Below are 19,215 nucleotides of genomic sequence, written 5' to 3'. Positions count from 1 at the left end.
GTACCTTTTCAATATGAGCGCATCAGAACACGCTTAGACCAGAACACGTAGTCGCTTCATCGGGCGCTCGCAGCTTCCGTACGCCCCCCGACCAGAGGACGGACGGCCGGGTGAAATTTTCCAGCCGGTTCGGATACTTTATGGTATGCAAATTCTAATCGGTATGCTAACCAAGATCCATGCGGCTGGAGGGCGGAGATAAAACCGTAAGCACGCATCCGGAGGGCCTATCAATGCTTTCGCCTGCAATTTCGCTCGTTTACCGCACGCCGGCGCGTGCCAAGCCCGCACTTTTACGGAACGCGAGCCTTCAGTCGACGCACTCCTTATCTTCCGCGACCTGACAGTCGCGATCACAGCCGCACTGCGGCAAATCTGCAATCATCGAAAGGAAATCCTAATGGACGTTCGCGCCGCCGTTGCCGTTCAGGCCGGCAAACCGCTTGAAGTGATGACCGTGCAGCTCGACGGCCCGAAGGCCGGCGAAGTGCTGGTGGAGATCAAGGCGACCGGCATCTGCCACACCGACGATTTCACCCTGTCGGGCGCCGATCCGGAAGGCCTGTTTCCGGCCATCCTCGGCCATGAGGGTGCCGGCATCGTCGTCGATGTCGGCCCGGGCGTCACCTCGCTGAAGAAGGGCGACCACGTCATTCCGCTTTATACSCCSGAATGCCGCGAGTGYTATTCCTGCACGTCGCGCAAGACCAATCTCTGCACCTCGATTCGATCAACCCAGGGSCAGGGCGTGATGCCGGACGGCACCTCGCGCTTCTCGATCGGCAAGGACAAGATCCATCACTAYATGGGCTGCTCGACCTTCGCCAATTAYACGGTGCTGCCCGAGATCGCGCTCGCCAAGATCAAYCCCGACGCCCCCTTCGACAAGGTCTGCTACATCGGCTGCGGCGTCACCACCGGCATCGGCGCSGTCATCAACACCGCCAAGGTSGAGATCGGCGCGACCGCGATCGTCTTCGGCCTCGGCGGCATCGGYYTGAAYGTGCTGCAGGGSCTGCGKCTTGCCGGCGCCGACATGATCATCGGCGTCGATATCAACCCGGATCGCAAGGCCTGGGGCGAGAAGTTCGGCATGACGCATTTCGTCAATCCGAAGGAGGTCGGCGACGACATCGTGCCCTATCTGGTCAACATGACCAAGCGCAACGGCGACCTGATCGGCGGCGCCGACTACACCTTCGACTGCACAGGCAACACCAGGGTGATGCGCCAGGCGCTGGAAGCCAGCCATCGCGGCTGGGGCAAATCGGTCATCATCGGCGTTGCCGGCGCCGGCCAGGAAATCTCCACGCGTCCGTTCCAGCTCGTCACCGGCCGCAACTGGATGGGCACCGCTTTCGGCGGCGCGCGCGGCCGCACCGACGTTCCGAAGATCGTCGACTGGTACATGCAGGGCAAGATCCAGATCGATCCGATGATCACCCACACCATGCCGCTCGACGACATCAACAAGGGCTTCGAGCTGATGCATAAGGGTGAAAGCATCCGCGGCGTTGTCGTGTACTGACAAATCATATGCTGGAAATGGGGAAAAACATGTTTATAGGTTCGCCACGAGAACGGCTTGAGGGGGAAGCACGCGTTGCGATGACGCCGGACAGCGCCGCCCAGCTTCAGAAACTCGGATATCAATGTGCTATCGAAACCGGCGCCGGCAAACTTGCCGGCTTCTCCGACGACTCCTATCGCGCAGCCGGCGTCAGGATCGTCGACAGCGTTGAAGCGCTTTTTGCAAGCGTAGACGTCATCGCCAAGGTACGCCCGCCGGAGCCGAGCGACATCGCGAGGCTTTCGAGCAGCAAAACGCTGATCTCCTTCTTCTATCCCGCACAGAACAAAGAGCTTCTTGAGCAAGCGAAGGCGACAGGCGCAAATGTGATTGCCATGGACACGGTGCCGCGCATTTCGCGCGCCCAGAAGATGGACGCGCTGTCCTCCATGGCCAACATCGCAGGCTATCGCGCCGTGATCGAGGCCGGCAATAATTTCGGCCGCTTCTTTACCGGCCAGGTTACCGCGGCCGGCAAGATCCCGCCGGCCAAGGTTCTGGTTATCGGCGCTGGCGTCGCCGGTCTTGCCGCCGTCGGCACCAGCGTTTCGCTCGGCGCCATCACTTACGCATTCGACGTTCGCCCGGAAGTGGCCGAGCAGATCGAATCGATGGGCGCGGAATTCGTCTTCCTCGACTTCAAGGAACAGCAGCAGGACGGCGCGACAACGGGTGGCTATGCATCCCCGTCGAGCCCGGAATTCCGCGAAGCGCAACTGAAGAAGTTCCGCGAGATCGCGCCTGATATCGACATTGTCGTCACCACCGCGCTGATCCCGGGCCGCGACGCGCCGAAGCTCTGGCTTGCCGACATGGTCGCGGCGATGAAGCCGGGTTCCGTGGTGGTCGACCTTGCCGCCGAACGCGGCGGGAATTGCGACCTGACCGTTGCGGATCAGAAGATCGTTTCTGAGAACGGCGTCACCGTCATCGGCTACACCGATTTCCCGAGCCGCATGGCCGCGCAGGCCTCGACCCTCTATTCGACGAACATCCGCCACATGATGACGGACCTGACCCCGAAGAAGGATGGCGTTCTCTTCCATAACATGGAAGACGACGTTATCCGCGGAGCCACCGTAGCCTTCGACGGCGAGATCACCTATCCGCCGCCACCGCCGAAGATCCAGGCGATTGCCGCGCAGAAGCGACAAGAAAAGGCCAAGGAACTGACGCCGGAAGAACGGCGTGCCGCCGAAGCTTCCGCCTTCAAGTCGGCAACCCGCCAGCAGGTCGGTCTGCTCGTCGTCGGCGGCCTCCTCATGGCGCTGATCGGTGCCTATGCGCCGCCGGCTTTCATGGGCCACTTCATCGTCTTTGCGCTTGCCTGTTTCGTCGGCTTCCAGGTCATCTGGGGCGTCAGCCATTCGTTGCATACGCCGCTGATGGCCGTCACCAACGCGATTTCCGGGATCATCATCATCGGTGCGCTGCTGCAGATCACAGCAGGCGGCTGGCTGGTGACAGCCCTTGCCGCCATTTCGGTGGCGATCGCCACCATCAACATCGTCGGCGGCTTCATGGTCACCCGGCGCATGCTGAACATGTTCCAAAAGTCGTGACGCCGGCCCGGGGATCAGAATCATGTCTATCGGTATCCAGACCGCGGCCTACATCGCCGCATCCGTTCTCTTCATCCTTTCGCTCGGCGGCCTTTCCGGTCAGGAAAGCGCCAAGCGCGCCGTATGGTACGGCATATCAGGCATGGCAATCGCCATACTCGCGACTATCCTCGGGCCGGGCGTCGGGCTTTCCGTCGTCCTGATCACCATGCTCGTCGCTGGCGCAGTCGTCGGCACCTTGCTGGCGCAACGCGTCGAAATGACCGGCATGCCGCAGCTCGTGGCAGCGCTCCACTCCTTCGTGGGCCTTGCTGCCGTGCTGATCGGCCTCAACTCCGACATGACGGCGCATGAGTTCGCCACCAACGCGGAAAAGATCATCCATGAAGCAGAAATCTTCCTCGGCGTGTTCATCGGTGCGGTGACCTTCACCGGCTCGATCATCGCCTATGGCAAGCTTTCCGGCCACATCGGCGGCAAGGCACTCATCCTGTCCGGCCGGCACCTGTTCAACATCCTGATGGTGCTCGTGTCGCTTGCGCTGATGATCATGTACATGAATGGCACGGGTTCATGGTCGCTCTACCTGATGACGCTGATCGCCTTTGTTCTCGGCGCTCACCTCGTCATGGCAATCGGCGGCGCCGATATGCCGGTCGTCGTTTCGATGCTCAATTCCTATTCCGGCTGGGCGGCGGCAGCGACTGGCTTCCTGCTCGGCAACGACCTTTTGATCGTAACCGGAGCGCTCGTCGGCTCGTCGGGCGCGATTCTGTCCTACATCATGTGCAAGGCAATGAACCGCCAGTTCCTGTCGGTCATTCTCGGCGGCTTCGGCAATGCTTCGGGCCCGGCGATGGAAGTCGTGGGCGAACAGGTCGCCATCGATGCCGAAGGCGTTGCCGCGGCGCTCAACGACGCCGACTCGGTCATCATCGTTCCAGGCTACGGTATGGCGGTCGCGCAGGCTCAAAGTGCGGTTTCGGAACTCACCCGCAAGCTGCGCGCAGCCGGCAAGAACGTGCGCTTTGCGATCCATCCGGTTGCAGGCCGCTTGCCTGGCCACATGAACGTCCTGCTCGCCGAAGCCAAGGTGCCGTACGACATCGTGTTGGAGATGGACGAGATCAACGACGACTTCCACGAGACTGATGTCGTCATCGTCATCGGCTCCAACGACATCGTCAATCCGGCCGCACAGGAAGATCCGAACTCACCGATCGCAGGTATGCCCGTGCTCGAGGTCTGGAAGGCCAAGCAGGTTTTCGTCTCCAAGCGTGGGCAGGGAACCGGCTATTCCGGGATCGAGAACCCGCTCTTCTACAAGGAAAACACCCGCATGTACTATGGCGACGCCAAAGAATCGGTCAACGGCCTGCTTCCGAGGCTGGCCTGAGAGCTTAATGATGACCGCCGTCTCCAACTGATGAAATGTTCGCAAAGAAACGCATTCCTCGGCAGCCATAAGACCTTCACCGGCAGGCTGCCGTTGCGCGCTCTGGATAGTTTATTCGAAGATCGCCCGACTATATCAACGCGCGATAGGTTGCCGAGACGGCCCCGTCCACATGCGATAGGCCGCTCGAACGGTTTGCGCCAGACCGCGAGATAGCCTGCAAGTAAGAAGGTGATCTGAGTTCTCAAACGAATGAGCGGAATGACAAAACGCCCATGGCGATGATGCCATGGGCGTGGAAGGGCTTTCTTTGCCCGAAATTCAGCGATGAACTATCTGACTGGCTGGACTATCGTTTGGAATTTCCGCTTCGCGTGTGACTGAACCGTGATTTTGAATCGCCGCTCAGCACATGATCCTCGAGATCCGCCCGTGATGCGAGCGGCTCGATTGTTATTCTTCGGGGGCAATGCGAACGACGATTCCACTGAGAGTCTCGTCAAAGGGGATCTGACAGGATAGCCGCGAGTTCTCTTGGCGATAGTCGGAGCCCTCCAGCAACTCACTCTCGTCGATCGAGGGCGCTGCCAGGCTTGCGGTCTCTGGCAATTCCTCGACGTAGAGGTGGCAGGTGGCACAGGAAAGGCACCCGCCACACATTGCAAGCAGCTCATCAAAGCCCGCGCTTCGGATATTCTCCATCAGCGAAGCGCCCACTCTTCCCTCGAAACTATGCAGCTCTCCATCCCGCGTGCGCACTGAAATCATAGACATTTTTTCCTCCACTTTTATTCCGGCCCTCGAATGCCTCACAGCACTTCGGGGCTAAGTTCCTTGAGTTGTTTCGATGTGTCTGCCAGGGCGTCGCGGTCGATCCTCGCCGAGCTATCGACAAGCTTTCGTCCTTGCACGTAGTCGCGAGATGCATTGACGCAATCGAGGGCCAGAATCGCCCCTTCCTTCAGGTAGATGACGCTGAAGCTTCGGCTGGCGGGATTACCCCGTGTCACCACGCTGTCAAAGCCGTAGTTGAGACCAACCGTCTGCATCCTCAAATCGTATTGGTTGGACCAGAACCAGGGCGTCGCACTGTAGGGCTTGAGTTCGCCGCAGATCGCCTTCGCAGCGGTCGTCGCCTGATCCGTAGCGTTCTGCACGGATTCAATGCGAATGCCACGACCATGTCTCAGCCTTGCGCAGTCTCCGATGCAGTAAATGTCCGGCAGGGACGTCTGGCAAAACTCATCGATATCCACACCGTTTGAGCCTTCCGCGCCCGCCTGGATCAGCGGGCCGGACGAAGGCACAATGCCTATACCGACCACGACGACATCGGCTGGGATCTTTTCACCGTTCGCGAGCACGACGTTCTTGACGCGGCCGTTGGAACCCTCCAGCGAGCCGACACCGCAGTTGAGGCGTATGTCGACGCCATGTGCGCGATGTTCAGCTTCGTAGAATCTCGATACCGCCTCCCCGGCGACGCGCGCGAGTACGCGGTCGAGCGCCTCGACCAAAGTGACATCTTTGCCGATATCGCGGAACACCGCTGCCGCTTCGAGACCGACATAGCCGCCTCCGACGATCACGATCCTTTCGGCGCCAGGAAGGACTTCGACGAGTGCATCGCAATCCGCCTTGCTGCGGATATAGCAGATTCCGGCCAGCTCGCTGCCGGGGCAGGAAAGCTTCCTCGGTTCGCCACCAGCCGCCCAGACGAGCTTGCCGTAGGAGAAGCGTTCGCCCAGGTCCGTAATGACGACATGAGCTGCCGCGTCGACGGTGGTCACACGCCTACCCAGCATCAGCTCCACCTGTCGGGAAGCCCAGAAATCCTCCGGCCTGAGATGCATCCGTTCGAAGGATTTCTTGCCCGCGAGATATTCCTTCGAAAGCGAAGGCCGATCGTAGGGGACTTCCGGCTCAGCGCCGATCAGCGCAATACGTCCCGTGAACCCGGACTGCCTGAGCGCTGCCGCTGTCTGCGAGCCGCCGTGTCCACCGCCGACGATGATGCAGTCGAAGAAGCGATTGTGGTTTTCCCCGGTCATTGTCACGACAGTCTTTCGGCGCCGATAAGGACGAAGCACATGGTCGCGGGCTTGTCGCTTTTGTTGCGCCAGGCGTGGCGCGTGCCGCATTGAACGACGACGTCACCCTGCTTCAGCAGTGTTTCGGCGCCGTCATCGAGTTCGAGCCAAACCTCACCGTCGAGGACAATGTCGTAATCCACTGTGTCGGTGGTGTGCATACCGGGGGCGTCGGGCTCGAATGCCTGGATCAGGCCCGGGATATGCACCGCCTGTTCCTCGAACGCGGCCGCCGGATCGACGGTCGCGAATACCGAGTCCGGCGGGAAGACGACGATCATCAGCTTCGTCCCGCCTAGTTCAGGGGGGATGATGATTTGCGGCGGCGCCTGTTCCGAATGATTCTGCGGAAGAATGGGTTTCGCCGCGGTAGCATAAAGGACCGACGTCAGATGTCCCGGCACTGCGTCGTAGATGTGGGCATTGGGTGCCGAGCCGTCGCTGACAATCACCGACTTGCCGTTACTAATTCCTGTGACAACGCGCCGGGGTATGCGTGGTTCTGTTGCCCTATTCATAGATCAGACCTTTCGCCTCGAGCTGCGGACGCATGTTGTTAATGTCGAGACTCAGTTGGCCCGACTCGTATAGGCTGCGCTTTTCGTCTTCCATTTTCTGGCGTTTGAGCGCTTTTTCGAGGACCGTCGCGGCCTCGTCGCGCTTGACTACACAGACGCCGTCGTCGTCGGCGACGATGACATCGCCCGGCTCGATGTAGGCTCCGGCGCAAACCACCGGAACCTGGACGTTTGCAAGCGTTTCCTTCACGGTGCCTTGCGCCGATATCGCTTTCGACCAGACGGGAAAGCTCATGGACCTGAGGTCGGCGACATCGCGCACACCGGCATCGATCACGAGCCCCAGAATTCCGCGAGCCTTGCACGAGGTCGCGAGAAGGTCGCCGAAATATCCGTCGGTGCAGGGCGAGGTCGGCGTGACCACCAGGATGTCGCCGAGTCTGGCAACCTCAAGGGCGACGTGGATCATCCAGTTGTCACCCGGTGGCACCTCGCATGTCAGTGCCGTGCCGCCGATGCGCGCGCCCTCGATCACCGGGCGCAGATGGGGGGCCAGCAATCCCTTGCGGCCCTGGGCTTCATGGACGGTGGCGACGCCGAGCTTGCCCAACGCCTCGCAAACCTCTCGGTCCGTCCGCGGAGTCTTAGTCATTACCTTCATCAGAAATCTCCTGGCCTGTCTGTCGAACACGCCTTAATATTTTGCTCAGCCGAACGCGCCAGCGAGGAAGCTGCGGTCGAAAACGCCTCCGGCGCTAGAGCGCGCAGATTCCTCCAGCAGATTCGCGCGAATCATGAGGTCGACTGTGGTGTCCATGGCCTGCTGCGGGATGGTTAGATCCCCTGGCCACATTCCCATGTCGCGCATGTAGCGAAGCCCGTGCGAGGCGAGTTCGCTGTCGTCTTTCGTAGTGATCCGCTGGAAAATCGGAAGCGCGACATCTTCGCGGCTCGGGGCGTTAGTGATGGAATAGGCGTCGAGCAGTGCCTCGAGGAAGCGGATGACGACGACGCGGTTAGCGTCCAACCAGCTTTTGCGGCCGACAATGGCGGCGAAAACGATTTCGGGGATAACCTCATTGATCTCGCCGATCAGGTTGTAGCCTTCGCGTTCGGCCAGGAAATTCCATGGCGCGGGCTGCGGGGCGCAGTCAATTTCCCCCGCCTGCAGGGCTTCCCAGCGCTTGGTGTGGATGCCGGCAAGTTCGAACTCGTAGTCGCCGGGATACCGCAGGCCTTCCTTGGACAGCAGCATTTGAGTGTAGATCGCCGTGCCCTCTGTCAGTGACGAGGTGCCGACCTTTTTGCCTTTGAGGTCCTTGATCGCCTTGATCGAAGGTTGAGCGACGAGCGACATCGGCAGACGATTGGAATTCGAGGCGATGACCCTGAGTTCGCCGCCTTTGACGAAGTTCGAGATGGCACCTTCAGGTGGCGTTATCGCGAGATCGGCCTCGCCTTCGACAACGGCTGTGGTCGCCTTGTCGACGGTGCCCATTTTCTTATATTCGATCACCAGTCCGTGCTTGGCAAAAATTCCGTGCTCCTCGGCCACAAAAACCGGAAGCCAGTTGAACCCTTGCGCCCCGCCAGCGAGGCTCAGATGTCGGCTGGAAGCCATGTATTTCTCCCTATGTAGTTGCGAGGCTTTAAAGGCCGCGTTCGCGCAATCTCTTGTCCAAGAGTGGGTAGACCCGGCGCGCGTTTCCTTCGAAGACTGCGTGTCTCTGTTCGTCGTCGAGGGCGAGATGGTCGATGTATCTCTTTGTGTCGTCGAACGGATGTCCGGTCTCCGGATCGATGGCCTTCACAGCGCCCAGCAGCTCGGAACCGAACAGGATGTTCTTGGTGTCGACGACGCGGAAGAGCGTATCGATGCCCGCCTGGTGATAGACGCAGGTGTCGAAGAACACGTTGTTCATGAGGTGCGCGTCGAGGGTGGGCTTTTCGAGCATGATCGACAGGCCGCGATAGCGACCCCAATGGTAGGGCGCCGCGCCGCCGCCGTGCGGTATGATCAGCTTGAGTTCGGGGTGGCGCTCGAACAGGTCGCCCTGGACGAGTTGCATGAATACCGCGGTGTCGGCGTTGATGTAGTGCGCTCCGGTCATATGGAGGCAGCGCTCGCAGGAACTGGAGACGTGGATCATCGCCGGAACCTGCAGGGCGGCCATGGCCTCCCACATCGGGTCCCACCATGGATCGTAAATCGGCGGAGCGCTCCAGTATCCGCCCGACGGATCGGGATTGAGATTACATCCGACGAAACCGTTTTCGACGCAGCGCTCGAGTTCTTCGATCACAGCGGAGAGATCGCCGTCGACCGTCTGCGGAAGCTGACAAACGGCGGCGAAATTGTCGGGAAACATCTCGACGATCCGGCCGACATTGTCGTTCGACAGGCGCGACCAATCCTTGGCGACCGACAATCCAGGCACGTGGTGTCCCATGCCGGAAGCGCGGGGGCTGAGAAGCGTCACGTGCGAACCGCGCTCCCGCTGGATCCTAAGCTGGTTCGCCTCAATGATGTCGTGCAGCTGCTTGTCGGAAATGCCCGGATATATGGGCGGCTCGGAGGCCTTGCCTTCTGCATAGGCGACTTGCGCCGTCCTGAAGGCGTGGTGCTCCGGCGGTTCGGTCGTGAAGTGGCCGTGGCAGTCGATGATCAGCGCCATCACGCATTCCACTTCGCGGGAAGGTCTGAGATGCCACGGAACCGCCAACCCTTGCCCTGGATCTCCCTCGACGGGTCGAGACGAAGATCGGGCAACTGGCGGAACACCTCGGTAAGCGCAATCTCGCCCATCGCACGGGAGAGGAAATGTCCCGAACAGAAGTGCGGACGGAAACCGAACGACAGGTGCTGCTTCTTCTTGCGGAACATGTCGAACTTGTCCGCGTCTTCGAAACGCGTCTCGTCACGGTTGGCCGACCCCATGACGATAGCGACGGATGACCCCTGGGGGATAACCGTGCCGGCGATCTCGAAATCTTCTTTGGCGATGCGCGGCGTTACGCCGATCGGGGCGATCCAGCGCAGACCCTCGTCGAAGGCGCGCATCGCATTTTCCTGCGGCTGCTCCGCCATGAGCTTCGCCTGATCGGGATTTGAAAGAAGACCCGTGCAGGCATTCGCCGCCGCATGGCCTGGTTCCTGAAGGCCGCCGAGGATGATGACGCGCATGGTCGGAGAAATCTCCTCCCAGCTTCGAACCTCGCCCTTGGGCATGCCGCCATACATGACATGGCTGAGCAGCGAGTGGTTGGGCTTTGCCAGGCACGCCTGGTAAAGATCACCCATCTGCTTGTCGATGTTGGCGAGCGCGTCGTCCAGTCGCTTCCATATGGCCGGATCGTTGCTGACGTTCTGCAGGCCCAGCGCCATCGCGTGAAACCACTCGACGAGGGTTTCGTTTGGCGTCTCCGTCAGGCCGATGACGTCGCCAATGCACCGCACCGAGATCGGCTCGAAGAGTTCCGTCGTGAGGTTCGCTTCTCCATTCTTCTTGATGGAGTCGATGTAACGCTGCACGACCGGGCGTGTCAGACCTTCGACGAACGAGCGCACGCGTTCTTGCGTGAGATTTTCGTCGATACCCTGGCGGAGGCACTGATGATCCTCGCCAGACATGGTCAGGACGTTCGGCATGCCCATGACGCGGGCTTCCGGACGGTCCACCGAGCCCGACGGTCCGAACACCTTGTCGTTGCCGCCGATCGTCCGGCAGTCGTCGAACCGCGTAATGAAATATTCTTTCGTCCCTTCGAAGAAGGCCACAGGCTCCTCCGCGCGTAACCTCGCGTAGACGGGATAGGGATCCCTGTAGAGATTTTCGCCCGTCAGTTCGGTGTGGATTCCCGTCATTGATTTCCTCCCTCACCCTGCTTCGCAAGGTTTTCGCCAATCCCGCCGCCATGTTCTCCAACCCGACGGCATGCATTCTCGGGACGTTCCTTTGGAGCAATCGCCACGCGATTGATACTTGACATACCGAAACGTCTTCAGATACTGATAGGTATCCAAAGCGGGATTGGCTGTCAACAAGAGAAATGGACAGGCCGTGGAGAGACCGCTTCGGAAGGGAGGAAATCAGTGAGCAACAGCAGCATCGCCGAGGTGCGCCTTGTGCTTGAGGCGCGGGATGTCTCCGTGCAATTTGGCGGCGTCAAGGCCTTGACTAATGTCTCGGTGTCCGTGAAGCCAGGTGAAATCTGTGGCTTGATCGGGCCGAACGGAGCAGGCAAATCGACCTTTCTCAACGCGGCGACCCGGCTTGTTAATTACACAAGCGGATCGATCATCCTTGGCGGTCAGCCGCTCGAAGGCGTCGGTTCGCGCGAGATAATCGGAATGGGCATCGCGAGGACCTTCCAGAACCTTGGCATCTATGCCTCGATGACCGTTCTGGAAAATGTCATGCTCGGGGCACATCATCGGTTTGGCGGCAAATTCGCTCAAGCGATCTTCACTCCATCCCGGGCAAGGGCTGTGGAACGGTCCGCGCACGAAAAGGCAATGGCGGTGCTTGAAGAGGTCGGCATGGCCGAGCTCGCACCGCGCACCGCCGGATCGCTTCCCTATCCCCTGCAGAAGCGTATGGAGATTGCTCGCGCGCTTGCTGCCGAGCCTAAAATTCTTCTGCTTGACGAACCCGCCGGCGGGCTGACGCACGGCGAAGTCCACGAATTCGGATCGCTCGTCGACGGTATCAGACGCAAACGGAACCTCTCCATTCTTCTCATCGAGCATCACATGGGGTTGGTCATGAGCCTTTGTGACCGGATCGTTGTGTTGCACCTGGGCCGCAACTTGGCCGAGGGCACCCCTTCCGAAATCAAGTCCAACGACGCGGTGATTGCCGCCTACCTCGGGAAGGCCGCATGACGCTGGATCTCAAGAATCTCTCCGTATTCTACGGCAAGACGCAGGCGCTGTTCGACTGTTCGTTCTCAGTGGGCGAAGGCGAGTTTGTCGCTCTGCTCGGCTCCAACGGAGCCGGGAAGACAACGCTGCTGCGCGCCGTGTCGGGACTGCTCCCATTCAAGGGCTCGGTTGCCTTTGCTGGAAAAGCGCTCGACAAGATCGTGGCGCAGAAGCGCCTCGCGCTCGGCATCGCTCACATACCCCAAGGGCGAGGGACTTTCTCCGAGTTTACGGTCGATGAAAACTTGTCGCTCGGAGCGACGATCGTGTCCAGCCGATCTCAAGTGAGGGAGGACAAGGAACGCTGGTACGAAACATTCCCGCGTCTGCGCGAACGGCGCAACCAGCTTGCGGGAAATCTTAGCGGCGGGGAACAGCAGATGCTGGCTGTTGCCCGCGCGCTCATGTCCCGGCCGAAGCTTCTGATGTGCGACGAGCCATCGCTCGGGCTCGCCCCTTCGATCACTCAGGAAATCCTGGCGATTTTCAAGACGCTCAACAAGGATCACGGCATGACGTTGCTCGTGGTCGAGCAGAATGTCGACATCACCCTTCAATATGCCGACCGGGCCTTCGTCATCGAGGCCGGCCAAATCGTCGCGAGCGGTGCGGCAAAGGAACTGATCGGCAACGAAGACATCAAGAAATCTTACCTGGGAGTTGTCTGATGAGCCTCTTCTTCCAGCTCGTCGTCAGCGGCCTGACCACGGGCGCAATTTACGCGGCGCTGGCCCTGGCGCTCGTCCTCATCTTCAGGGCAACCAACGTCGTCAACTTCGGCCAGGGCGAGATGGCAACCTTTTCCGCCTACGTCGCCTGGCAGTTGCTGCACTGGGGCGCGCCGCTTTGGCTCGCCGTCCTCGCGAGCCTCATCGTGGCGTTTGCTATTGGGATTGTGACTTTCCGCCTGATTATCCGGCCGATGATGAGCGCTCCGGTGGAGGCAATCGTCGTCATCACCCTTGGCATCCTCGTTCTCTTCCAAGCCGCGTGTATGTGGATTTGGGGCGCCGAACAGCTCTCATTCCCGAGCCTTTTCCCTGACGGTGGCTTCAATATCGGCGAGGTTCGGGTGCTCTCTTCCGCCATCGGCACGCTAACGATCCTTCTTGCTATCGCTTTGGCAATGGGCTTCATCTTCCGGTTCACCAGGCTTGGCCTGTCGATGCGCGCGGCAGCTTTCGATCATGCTCGAAGCGTGCTGGTCGGCGTCAACGTCGAACGCATGTTGATGTTGGGATGGGGCTTTGCCGCGGTCATCGGGGCGCTTGCCGCCATCCTCATTGCCCCTCGCCTGTTCCTCAGCCCGACGATGATGACGCCAATCCTCTTTTACGGGCTCGCTGCGGCGACGCTCGGCGGCTGGGACAGTCCGCTTGGCGCAATCGTCGGCGGCCTCGCCGTCGGCGTCGCCGAGAGCTTGGGTGCCAGCTACCTCTCGTTCATCGGCGCCGACATGCGAATCGCGGTGCCGATCGCCCTCACACTGGTCATCCTGCTTGTGAAGCCTGTTGGCCTGTTCGGTTCGTATAAGGTGACAAAACTATGAATGATGGATTCCGCGCGGCCGCTCTCAAGTTCGGTCTCTTCGCGATCGTTGCGATCCTGATCCCAGTCTTTGCGCCGGGATACGCGCTGCAGCAGGTGGCGATTGCCATTGCCTACGCCATCGCCATCCTTGGTTTGAACCTGCTGATGGGATTTGCCGGGCAGATTTGCCTTGCACAGGGAACGCTGTTCGGCGTCGGCGCTTACGTTACCGCGATCCTCAACGCTACCTACGGCGTCTCGCCGCTCGTGACGCTGCCTGCCTCGGCCTCAGCGGCAGCCGCCATTGGGCTGGTCATTGGCCTTCCGGCACTCAGGCTTCAGGGCTTGCAACTGGCCATCGTTACATTCGGCATCGCAGCCGCATTCCCGCAACTGCTGCTCAAGATGGGAAGCCTGACCGGTGGCGTGTCAGGGCTGCCGATCGACGCCCCCGAAGCTCCGAGTTTCTTATCGGATAGCCCCGAACTGTGGCTCTATATCATATCACTGACATGTGCTGGCGTCGGCGCCCTGCTCGTCTCGCTGATGCTCTTCGGCGACAACGGGCGTTCCCTCAGGGCACAGCGGGATAATCCACAGATTGCCCAGGCGCTCGGCATCAACCTGACACGCACCCGCCTTTGGGCATTTGCTGCAAGTTCGGCGCTCGCGGGACTCGGCGGTGGCGTGTTCGGTATCATCAGCGGTTTCATCAGCCCGGAGTCGTTCCTGGCAATCCTGTCCATCAACATCGTGATCGGCAGCATTGTCGGCGGCGCCACCAGTATCGTCGGAGCGTTTATCGGCGGTCTGTTCATGGTCTTCGTCCCGACCTGGGCATCTGACATCAACCTCAGCCTCGGCAATCTGATCTACGGCCTCGCGCTGATCCTGATCATGATGGTCGCGCGCAATGGGGTCACTGGCTTCATCGAAAAATGGCTCTCGATGACTTTTCGGAGGATGGCGAGTAGCCGACGCCAAATTGAAACAAGGGAGGAACTGATATGAGATTTATCTCTGTACTGAAAGGATGCGCGATGCCGCTGGCCATGGCGGCGCTGCTCGCGGTAAGCAATGCCAATGCTGCGGAGCCGTCGCCGGGTGTCACCGACGACGCCATTAAAATTGGTGTCACGGGACCGCTGACTGGGCCGGTCGCGGTCGTCGGCGGTGTCGCCGAAGGTATTCGCGCACGCATCGAGCAGGCCAACGCCGAAGGCGGCGTCAAAATGGGTGATGGCAAGACCCGCAAGATCGAACTCATCATCGAAGACGATGGCCTCGATCCCCAGCGAACCTTGGCGAATGTCCGCAAGATGGTGGAGAAAGATCAGGTATTCGCCGTCGTCGGCACTGCGGCAACGCCAAACAACCTGGCGATCGGCCGTTACATCACGCAGAAGAAAGTGCCGAACGTTTTCATGTATTCCGGTGTCATCTCGCTGAACGCACCCGAATGGGAGGTTGGCTTCGTACCGTCGTTTTCAACCGAAGCAGACTCATTTGCTGCATACCTTCAGATCAACAAGCCCGACGCAAAGGTGGCCTTCCTGTATCTGAACACGGAGACGGGCCAAACCTTCATGAAGGCCTTCGATAGCGCAATCGACGGAACGAACATCAAGGTGATCGAACGCCAGCCGGTGACATCGCAGGACCCCACTGTCGAGACCCAGCTAAACACTCTGAAAGCTTCCGGCGCCGATACCCTGGTGATTATCGCCGCACCCCGCCAGGGCGGCGAAGCCATCCGCTTCCAATCCGAAAGCGGTTGGAAGCCTTTGACACTGGTCACCAACTTGTCGTCGGCGTATCCGGTTCTCCAGTCAGTCGGCCTGGAAAATGCCAAGGGTATCATCACCTCCGACTTCCTAAAGCCGATCACCAGCGATCAGAAGTCCGGCGACGAAGGCGTCGATCACTATCTCGACGCCATAAAAGCAGCCAAGGTGAACTTCGTCTTCGCCAATACGATTGGCCAGACCGGATATGCAATCGGCGACGTGCTCATCCAGTCCCTCGAAAAGCTCAAGGACCCCACCCGCGAAGGGCTGATGAAAGTCGTTCACAACATGAACGGATGGAAGAACCCATTGCTCCAAGAGGGCATCACAATGACGACCAAGGAAGGATCCGACATCTACCCGGTCGAGGCGCTCCAGCTATATCAGTTCGACGGCCAGGAGTACCTTCCGCTCGGTGGCGTTTTGGACTTCGAAGGCAAAACACACGAGTAGCTCTCCTCCCGTGGGTGTCGGAACCCGGCACCCACAGAAGCGCTGAACATGTTGCAAGATGGTCGGCAAAGGTTGTCCGATTTGCATTGAACACATATCGGAGGAGCCGACGTGTTCGCGCTATAGGCTTTTTGCAGTTGAGGGATTCGAACCTTCGACCCGTGCATCCGTCTAAATGAAGGCCTTGATTACAAATGATAAAAAGCTTCGCTTGCAACATGGTCAACGTTCCTAATATGTTCTGAGTCTGGTCGTCGGGAACCTTGTTGGACGGTTCGATTTTGATGGGATTACCTGCGCTACGTCACCAACCCGCGCCGTGCCGAGTAAGGAAATATTGTAGCTTTCATCGCACGATCCCAGTGTGGATGACCTCCGCCACCGCCTTATATTGCCGCCCGGTTTTGTATTAGGATGGCTTAACGAAGAGAGAATGACCGTGTCGAACGCCAAGCAAATCCTTGCCATGTTGCGAAGTCGCGCTGAGGGCGACGACGACCTGTTTTTCTCGATTGCTCTCCAGATTGCCGCATCCGAGGCTCGTCAGGGACACAAGACCACGGCTGATGAAATGCGAGCCGAGGTTGACAAGGCCCGGGCCCGCAAATCCCGAGGAGCAAGTGTTGCCATTCCGCTCGGGGCGCCTCGAGGCGACCTCGAAGGACTTCTCGAGCTTCGCGAGCCACGCTTCAAGCTGAAGGACATGGTTCTGGCGCCGGGATTGCTCGACAATCTCGAAGATATGATCCGGCAGCAGAGGAAGCGTGACTGGCTGCGGGAACATGGCCGCACGCCTAATCGCCGGGTTTTGTTCGTCGGGCCGCCTGGTTCGGGCAAGACGATGTCCTCGGAAGCGCTGGCCGACGAGCTCAACCTGCCATATTACGTGATCCGGCTGGAAGGGCTCATCACCCGCTATATGGGTGAGACCGCAGCAAAGCTCAGGCTAGTTTTCGACGAAACCGCAAAGCGCCGCGGCGTCTACCTCTTTGACGAATTCGACGCGGTTGGTGCGCATCGAACGTCGACGAACGATGTCGCCGAGATGCGCCGAGTCCTCAACTCATTCCTGCAATTCATGGAAGAGGGCAATTCGACGGACAGCCTCATTGTTTGTTCGACCAATCACCCCTCGCTTCTCGATCGAGCGCTGTTGCGTCGATACGATCTGGTCCTTGAGTTTGAGACGCCGACGGCCGACCAGATCAAGCAAATCATCGTCAACAACCTCAAGCCGATGTCATCGGCCAGGCTCGGCTGGACGAAAATCGTCAAGGCAGCCGACGGTCTCAGCCAATCCGAAATCGTCCGCGCGGCCGATGATGTAGTCAAGACCGCGATCCTTGATGAACGCAAGACGATTGCAACCGAGGACGTCGTGCAGCGTCTTAACCAGCGTCGGGAGATGCGCGACGCTTTCCTCGATGAGAAGCGTGTACACTGACCGATGGCAGGCCGATTCACGCTTCCGCACATTGATGTTTCGGCGCTCCATACCGCAAGCCCCTATACCGGCACGGGTAGCGGTGGTTCGAGCGTGCCGCGCATCCGTGCGGAGCACGGGCGCAAACTCCGCAACGAACTGGATGTCGCGCTTGCCGCAATTACCGAACTCAGGGGTGCAGATCCTAGACTGGAACCTGCCGCAGGCGGATACATCGAAGTTGAGTTGCGACCCGGTACCAGTGCCGACGTCCTGGAATGGAAGAAGCAGGGCATACGCCCGGGGGCGACGAAGGACCGCGATAACGTGCGCACGGTGGCGCTCTACGTTCCGGACAATGCGCAAGAAGCCATCCAGCAGATCCTCGATGACTATCTGTCAGGTCCCCTCTCCCCGAAGGGAAATCCGCCGAACGCCAGCCGCGTGGAGAAAATCGAGGAGATCAGGCGCGCACGCCTTGAAGTCTTCTGGACCGACGACCCTAGTGCCCTGCCCGACAATCCTCAGCATCTGATGTGGTGGGCGATCTGGGCGCATCGCGATAATGAAGTGGCCGTCGAAGACGTCTGCCACAGGCTCTCTCTGCGTGCCGCCTCCGCCGACCGCCGGCTTTATTTCCCGGAAGCGGTCGTCATCCCCGTGCTCGCGCGCCGCGCCGCGATCGAGTTGATGACCTTCGCGACCGGCGTCGTCAGCGAGCTCCGACGCGCGAGCGACAATCCGGTGTTCTTCCTTGAAGACGCCCAGGAAAGCCAGAACGAATGGGTCGACGATCTCGCTGGACGTATCGTCTGGCCTGGAAACGAGGTTCCTGCCGTCTGCGTCATGGATACGGGAGTCAATCGCGGCCACTCGCTGATCGAGCCGGCACTTGCTGCAGCCGACCAACACGCAATCGACCGTGACTGGGGCGTCGACGATCATCATAGCCATGGCACGGCTATGGCAGGCCTGGCCCTGCACGGGGATTTGACGGCCGCACTATCCGATCGGTCCGAGCGACGGCTGAACCATCGACTGGAATCGGTGAAGCTCCTGCCGCCGCAGGATATGGACCCGAACGATCCGCACTCCTACGGCGTGATCAGCCAGACCGCGGTATCGCTGGCAGAAATCGCTGCACCCGAGAGAAGCCGGGTATTCTGTATGGCGGTGACGAACGACAATGTTTCCGGTGCCCGGCCATCGACCTGGAGCGCTGCGATCGACCAAGCCGCGGCCGGCACGATGAATGGCGACGACGACGACGCTCCGAAACGGTTATTCGTCATTTCTGCCGGCAACGTCCCAGCCGAGATCGAATACGCTCGGATTTCCCGGCAGGACGATTACCCCGCCGAAGACCCGAGTCAGGCTTGGAACGCCATCACCGTCGGCGGATACACCGATCTCAATCAGATCTCCGACGTGGGCTACGAAGATTGGTCGTGCCTTGCCGGCCCCGGAGAACTCAGCCCTTTCAGCCGCACGAGCGTCAATTGGGCTCACGCCCGCGCGCCGATCAAGCCGGAAGTGGTCCTAGAGGCCGGTAATCGCGCACTCAGCCCGGCCCGCCGAGAGGTTCTCAGCCTAGATTCACTGTCACTTCTAACCACATCGCCGACAACCGGCGCAAACGCCCTCACGGCGTTTCAGGCGACGAGCGCTGCGACCGCACAAGCCGCGCGCATGGTCGCAAGGCTCACGGCCGAGCACCCAAACTATTGGCCGGAAACCATCAGGGCGCTTGTCATTCATAGCGCCGAATGGACCGATCCAATGCTTGAGCAGTTGAACAGTCCTGCGGGAAAGAAGGACCGGTAGCTATATGTTCGGAATCGGGGATTTTTCCGTTCGTCCGTACGCAGCCACTTCCAGTCGATACATTATGCGATCTTCCTGGCCTAAAACGTGAACGCTATGGCAACAAGCCAGTCGCTCGAAGCGCTCGGCGTGCCAGCG

Annotated in this window: 17 protein-coding genes; 10 read left to right on the top strand and 7 right to left on the bottom strand. The window is 59.9% G+C overall.

Annotation, left to right across the window (positions count from 1 at the left end; translation table 11 throughout):
- Positions 1-400: 400 nt before the first annotated feature.
- Genes QD408_RS14295 through pntB form a run of 3 tightly spaced genes read left to right on the top strand, consistent with a single transcriptional unit; the run spans position 401 to position 4,528 of the window.
- Positions 401-1,528, top strand: a complete 1,128-nt coding sequence (locus QD408_RS14295; RefSeq protein WP_414139757.1) for an S-(hydroxymethyl)glutathione dehydrogenase/class III alcohol dehydrogenase — start codon at positions 401-403, stop codon at positions 1,526-1,528.
- Between the two features lie 29 nt (positions 1,529-1,557).
- Positions 1,558-3,132, top strand: a complete 1,575-nt coding sequence (locus QD408_RS14290) for a Re/Si-specific NAD(P)(+) transhydrogenase subunit alpha (protein ID WP_414139756.1) — start codon at positions 1,558-1,560, stop codon at positions 3,130-3,132.
- Between the two features lie 22 nt (positions 3,133-3,154).
- Positions 3,155-4,528 carry a Re/Si-specific NAD(P)(+) transhydrogenase subunit beta gene (gene pntB / locus QD408_RS14285; RefSeq protein ID WP_414139755.1) on the top strand — a complete coding sequence of 458 codons (1,374 nt, stop codon included), beginning with the start codon at positions 3,155-3,157 and terminating at the stop codon, positions 4,526-4,528.
- A gap of 453 nt (positions 4,529-4,981) precedes the next feature.
- Here the strand turns inward: pntB and QD408_RS14280 are convergent, their stop codons facing one another.
- Genes QD408_RS14280 through QD408_RS14250 form a run of 7 tightly spaced genes read right to left on the bottom strand, consistent with a single transcriptional unit; the run spans position 4,982 to position 11,001 of the window.
- The gene (locus QD408_RS14280) at positions 4,982-5,302 is read right to left on the bottom strand and encodes a 2Fe-2S iron-sulfur cluster-binding protein (protein ID WP_414139754.1); all 321 of its coding nucleotides are present in this window, start codon (positions 5,300-5,302) and stop codon (positions 4,982-4,984) included.
- A 35-nt stretch (positions 5,303-5,337) separates the two neighbouring features.
- Positions 5,338-6,579: an NAD(P)/FAD-dependent oxidoreductase gene (locus QD408_RS14275; protein ID WP_414139753.1), complete on the bottom strand. Its 1,242-nt coding sequence runs from the start codon at positions 6,577-6,579 to the stop codon at positions 5,338-5,340.
- Between the two features lie 2 nt (positions 6,580-6,581).
- Entirely contained in the window at positions 6,582-7,070 is a 489-nt protein-coding gene (locus QD408_RS14270) for a cupin domain-containing protein (protein ID WP_414139752.1), read from the bottom strand.
- Positions 7,071-7,128: 58 nt separating this feature from the next.
- A complete protein-coding gene (locus QD408_RS14265; RefSeq protein WP_414139751.1) occupies positions 7,129-7,797 on the bottom strand; it encodes a 4-carboxy-4-hydroxy-2-oxoadipate aldolase/oxaloacetate decarboxylase in 669 nt (222 codons plus the stop codon).
- A 45-nt stretch (positions 7,798-7,842) separates the two neighbouring features.
- A complete protein-coding gene (locus QD408_RS14260) occupies positions 7,843-8,757 on the bottom strand; it encodes an ABC transporter substrate-binding protein (protein WP_414139750.1) in 915 nt (304 codons plus the stop codon).
- Positions 8,758-8,785: 28 nt separating this feature from the next.
- The gene (locus tag QD408_RS14255; protein WP_414139749.1) at positions 8,786-9,811 is read right to left on the bottom strand and encodes an amidohydrolase family protein; all 1,026 of its coding nucleotides are present in this window, start codon (positions 9,809-9,811) and stop codon (positions 8,786-8,788) included.
- Positions 9,811-11,001, bottom strand: coding sequence for a cytochrome P450 (locus tag QD408_RS14250; RefSeq protein ID WP_414139748.1), 1,191 nt, complete (start codon positions 10,999-11,001; stop codon positions 9,811-9,813). Before QD408_RS14250 ends, QD408_RS14255 begins: the two co-directional genes overlap by 1 nt.
- Positions 11,002-11,229: 228 nt before the next feature.
- Here QD408_RS14250 and QD408_RS14245 point away from each other — a divergent pair, with 228 nt between their 5' ends.
- The 7 genes from QD408_RS14245 to QD408_RS14215 all read left to right on the top strand — a co-directional run bounded on the left by QD408_RS14245 (position 11,230) and on the right by QD408_RS14215 (position 19,077).
- On the top strand, positions 11,230-12,021 hold the full coding sequence (locus tag QD408_RS14245; RefSeq protein WP_414139747.1) for an ABC transporter ATP-binding protein: 792 nt from the start codon (positions 11,230-11,232) through the stop codon (positions 12,019-12,021).
- Positions 12,018-12,728 (top strand): ABC transporter ATP-binding protein, encoded by a 711-nt coding sequence (locus tag QD408_RS14240; RefSeq protein ID WP_414139746.1) that lies wholly within the window; start codon positions 12,018-12,020, stop codon positions 12,726-12,728. Before QD408_RS14245 ends, QD408_RS14240 begins: the two co-directional genes overlap by 4 nt.
- Complete coding sequence (locus QD408_RS14235) at positions 12,728-13,609, top strand: branched-chain amino acid ABC transporter permease (protein ID WP_414139745.1); 882 nt, start codon at positions 12,728-12,730, stop codon at positions 13,607-13,609. Before QD408_RS14240 ends, QD408_RS14235 begins: the two co-directional genes overlap by 1 nt.
- Positions 13,606-14,601: a branched-chain amino acid ABC transporter permease gene (locus QD408_RS14230; RefSeq protein WP_414139744.1), complete on the top strand. Its 996-nt coding sequence runs from the start codon at positions 13,606-13,608 to the stop codon at positions 14,599-14,601. The genes QD408_RS14235 and QD408_RS14230 overlap by 4 nt, the downstream gene beginning before the upstream one ends.
- Positions 14,598-15,830 (top strand): ABC transporter substrate-binding protein, encoded by a 1,233-nt coding sequence (locus QD408_RS14225; protein WP_414139743.1) that lies wholly within the window; start codon positions 14,598-14,600, stop codon positions 15,828-15,830. Before QD408_RS14230 ends, QD408_RS14225 begins: the two co-directional genes overlap by 4 nt.
- Positions 15,831-16,263: 433 nt before the next feature.
- Positions 16,264-17,274: an AAA family ATPase gene (locus QD408_RS14220; RefSeq protein WP_414139742.1), complete on the top strand. Its 1,011-nt coding sequence runs from the start codon at positions 16,264-16,266 to the stop codon at positions 17,272-17,274.
- 3 nt (positions 17,275-17,277) lie between these two features.
- Entirely contained in the window at positions 17,278-19,077 is a 1,800-nt protein-coding gene (locus tag QD408_RS14215; protein WP_414139741.1) for a S8 family peptidase, read from the top strand.
- Positions 19,078-19,215 lie beyond the last annotated feature (138 nt).

The sequence above is a fragment of the Rhizobium sp. BR 249 genome (assembly GCF_047445895.1).
GTDB lineage: Bacteria > Pseudomonadota > Alphaproteobacteria > Rhizobiales > Rhizobiaceae > Rhizobium.
Note: the sequence above shows the minus strand (reverse complement) of the source record. Positions and strands in the feature narration are given on the sequence as shown.

Excerpts from the sequence above, each read along its gene's own strand:
- QD408_RS14290 (WP_414139756.1), top strand. The coding sequence starts at position 1,558 with ATGTTTATAGGTTCGCCACGAGAACGGCTTGAGGGGGAAGCACGCGTT.
- pntB (WP_414139755.1), top strand. The coding sequence starts at position 3,155 with ATGTCTATCGGTATCCAGACCGCGGCCTACATCGCCGCATCCGTTCTC.
- QD408_RS14280 (WP_414139754.1), bottom strand. The coding sequence starts at position 5,302 with ATGTCTATGATTTCAGTGCGCACGCGGGATGGAGAGCTGCATAGTTTC.
- QD408_RS14275 (WP_414139753.1), bottom strand. The coding sequence starts at position 6,579 with ATGACCGGGGAAAACCACAATCGCTTCTTCGACTGCATCATCGTCGGC.
- QD408_RS14265 (WP_414139751.1), bottom strand. The coding sequence starts at position 7,797 with ATGAAGGTAATGACTAAGACTCCGCGGACGGACCGAGAGGTTTGCGAG.
- QD408_RS14260 (WP_414139750.1), bottom strand. The coding sequence starts at position 8,757 with ATGGCTTCCAGCCGACATCTGAGCCTCGCTGGCGGGGCGCAAGGGTTC.
- QD408_RS14255 (WP_414139749.1), bottom strand. The coding sequence starts at position 9,811 with ATGGCGCTGATCATCGACTGCCACGGCCACTTCACGACCGAACCGCCG.
- QD408_RS14250 (WP_414139748.1), bottom strand. The coding sequence starts at position 11,001 with ATGACGGGAATCCACACCGAACTGACGGGCGAAAATCTCTACAGGGAT.
- QD408_RS14240 (WP_414139746.1), top strand. The coding sequence starts at position 12,018 with ATGACGCTGGATCTCAAGAATCTCTCCGTATTCTACGGCAAGACGCAG.
- QD408_RS14235 (WP_414139745.1), top strand. The coding sequence starts at position 12,728 with ATGAGCCTCTTCTTCCAGCTCGTCGTCAGCGGCCTGACCACGGGCGCA.
- QD408_RS14230 (WP_414139744.1), top strand. The coding sequence starts at position 13,606 with ATGAATGATGGATTCCGCGCGGCCGCTCTCAAGTTCGGTCTCTTCGCG.
- QD408_RS14225 (WP_414139743.1), top strand. The coding sequence starts at position 14,598 with ATGAGATTTATCTCTGTACTGAAAGGATGCGCGATGCCGCTGGCCATG.
- QD408_RS14220 (WP_414139742.1), top strand. The coding sequence starts at position 16,264 with ATGACCGTGTCGAACGCCAAGCAAATCCTTGCCATGTTGCGAAGTCGC.
- QD408_RS14215 (WP_414139741.1), top strand. The coding sequence starts at position 17,278 with ATGGCAGGCCGATTCACGCTTCCGCACATTGATGTTTCGGCGCTCCAT.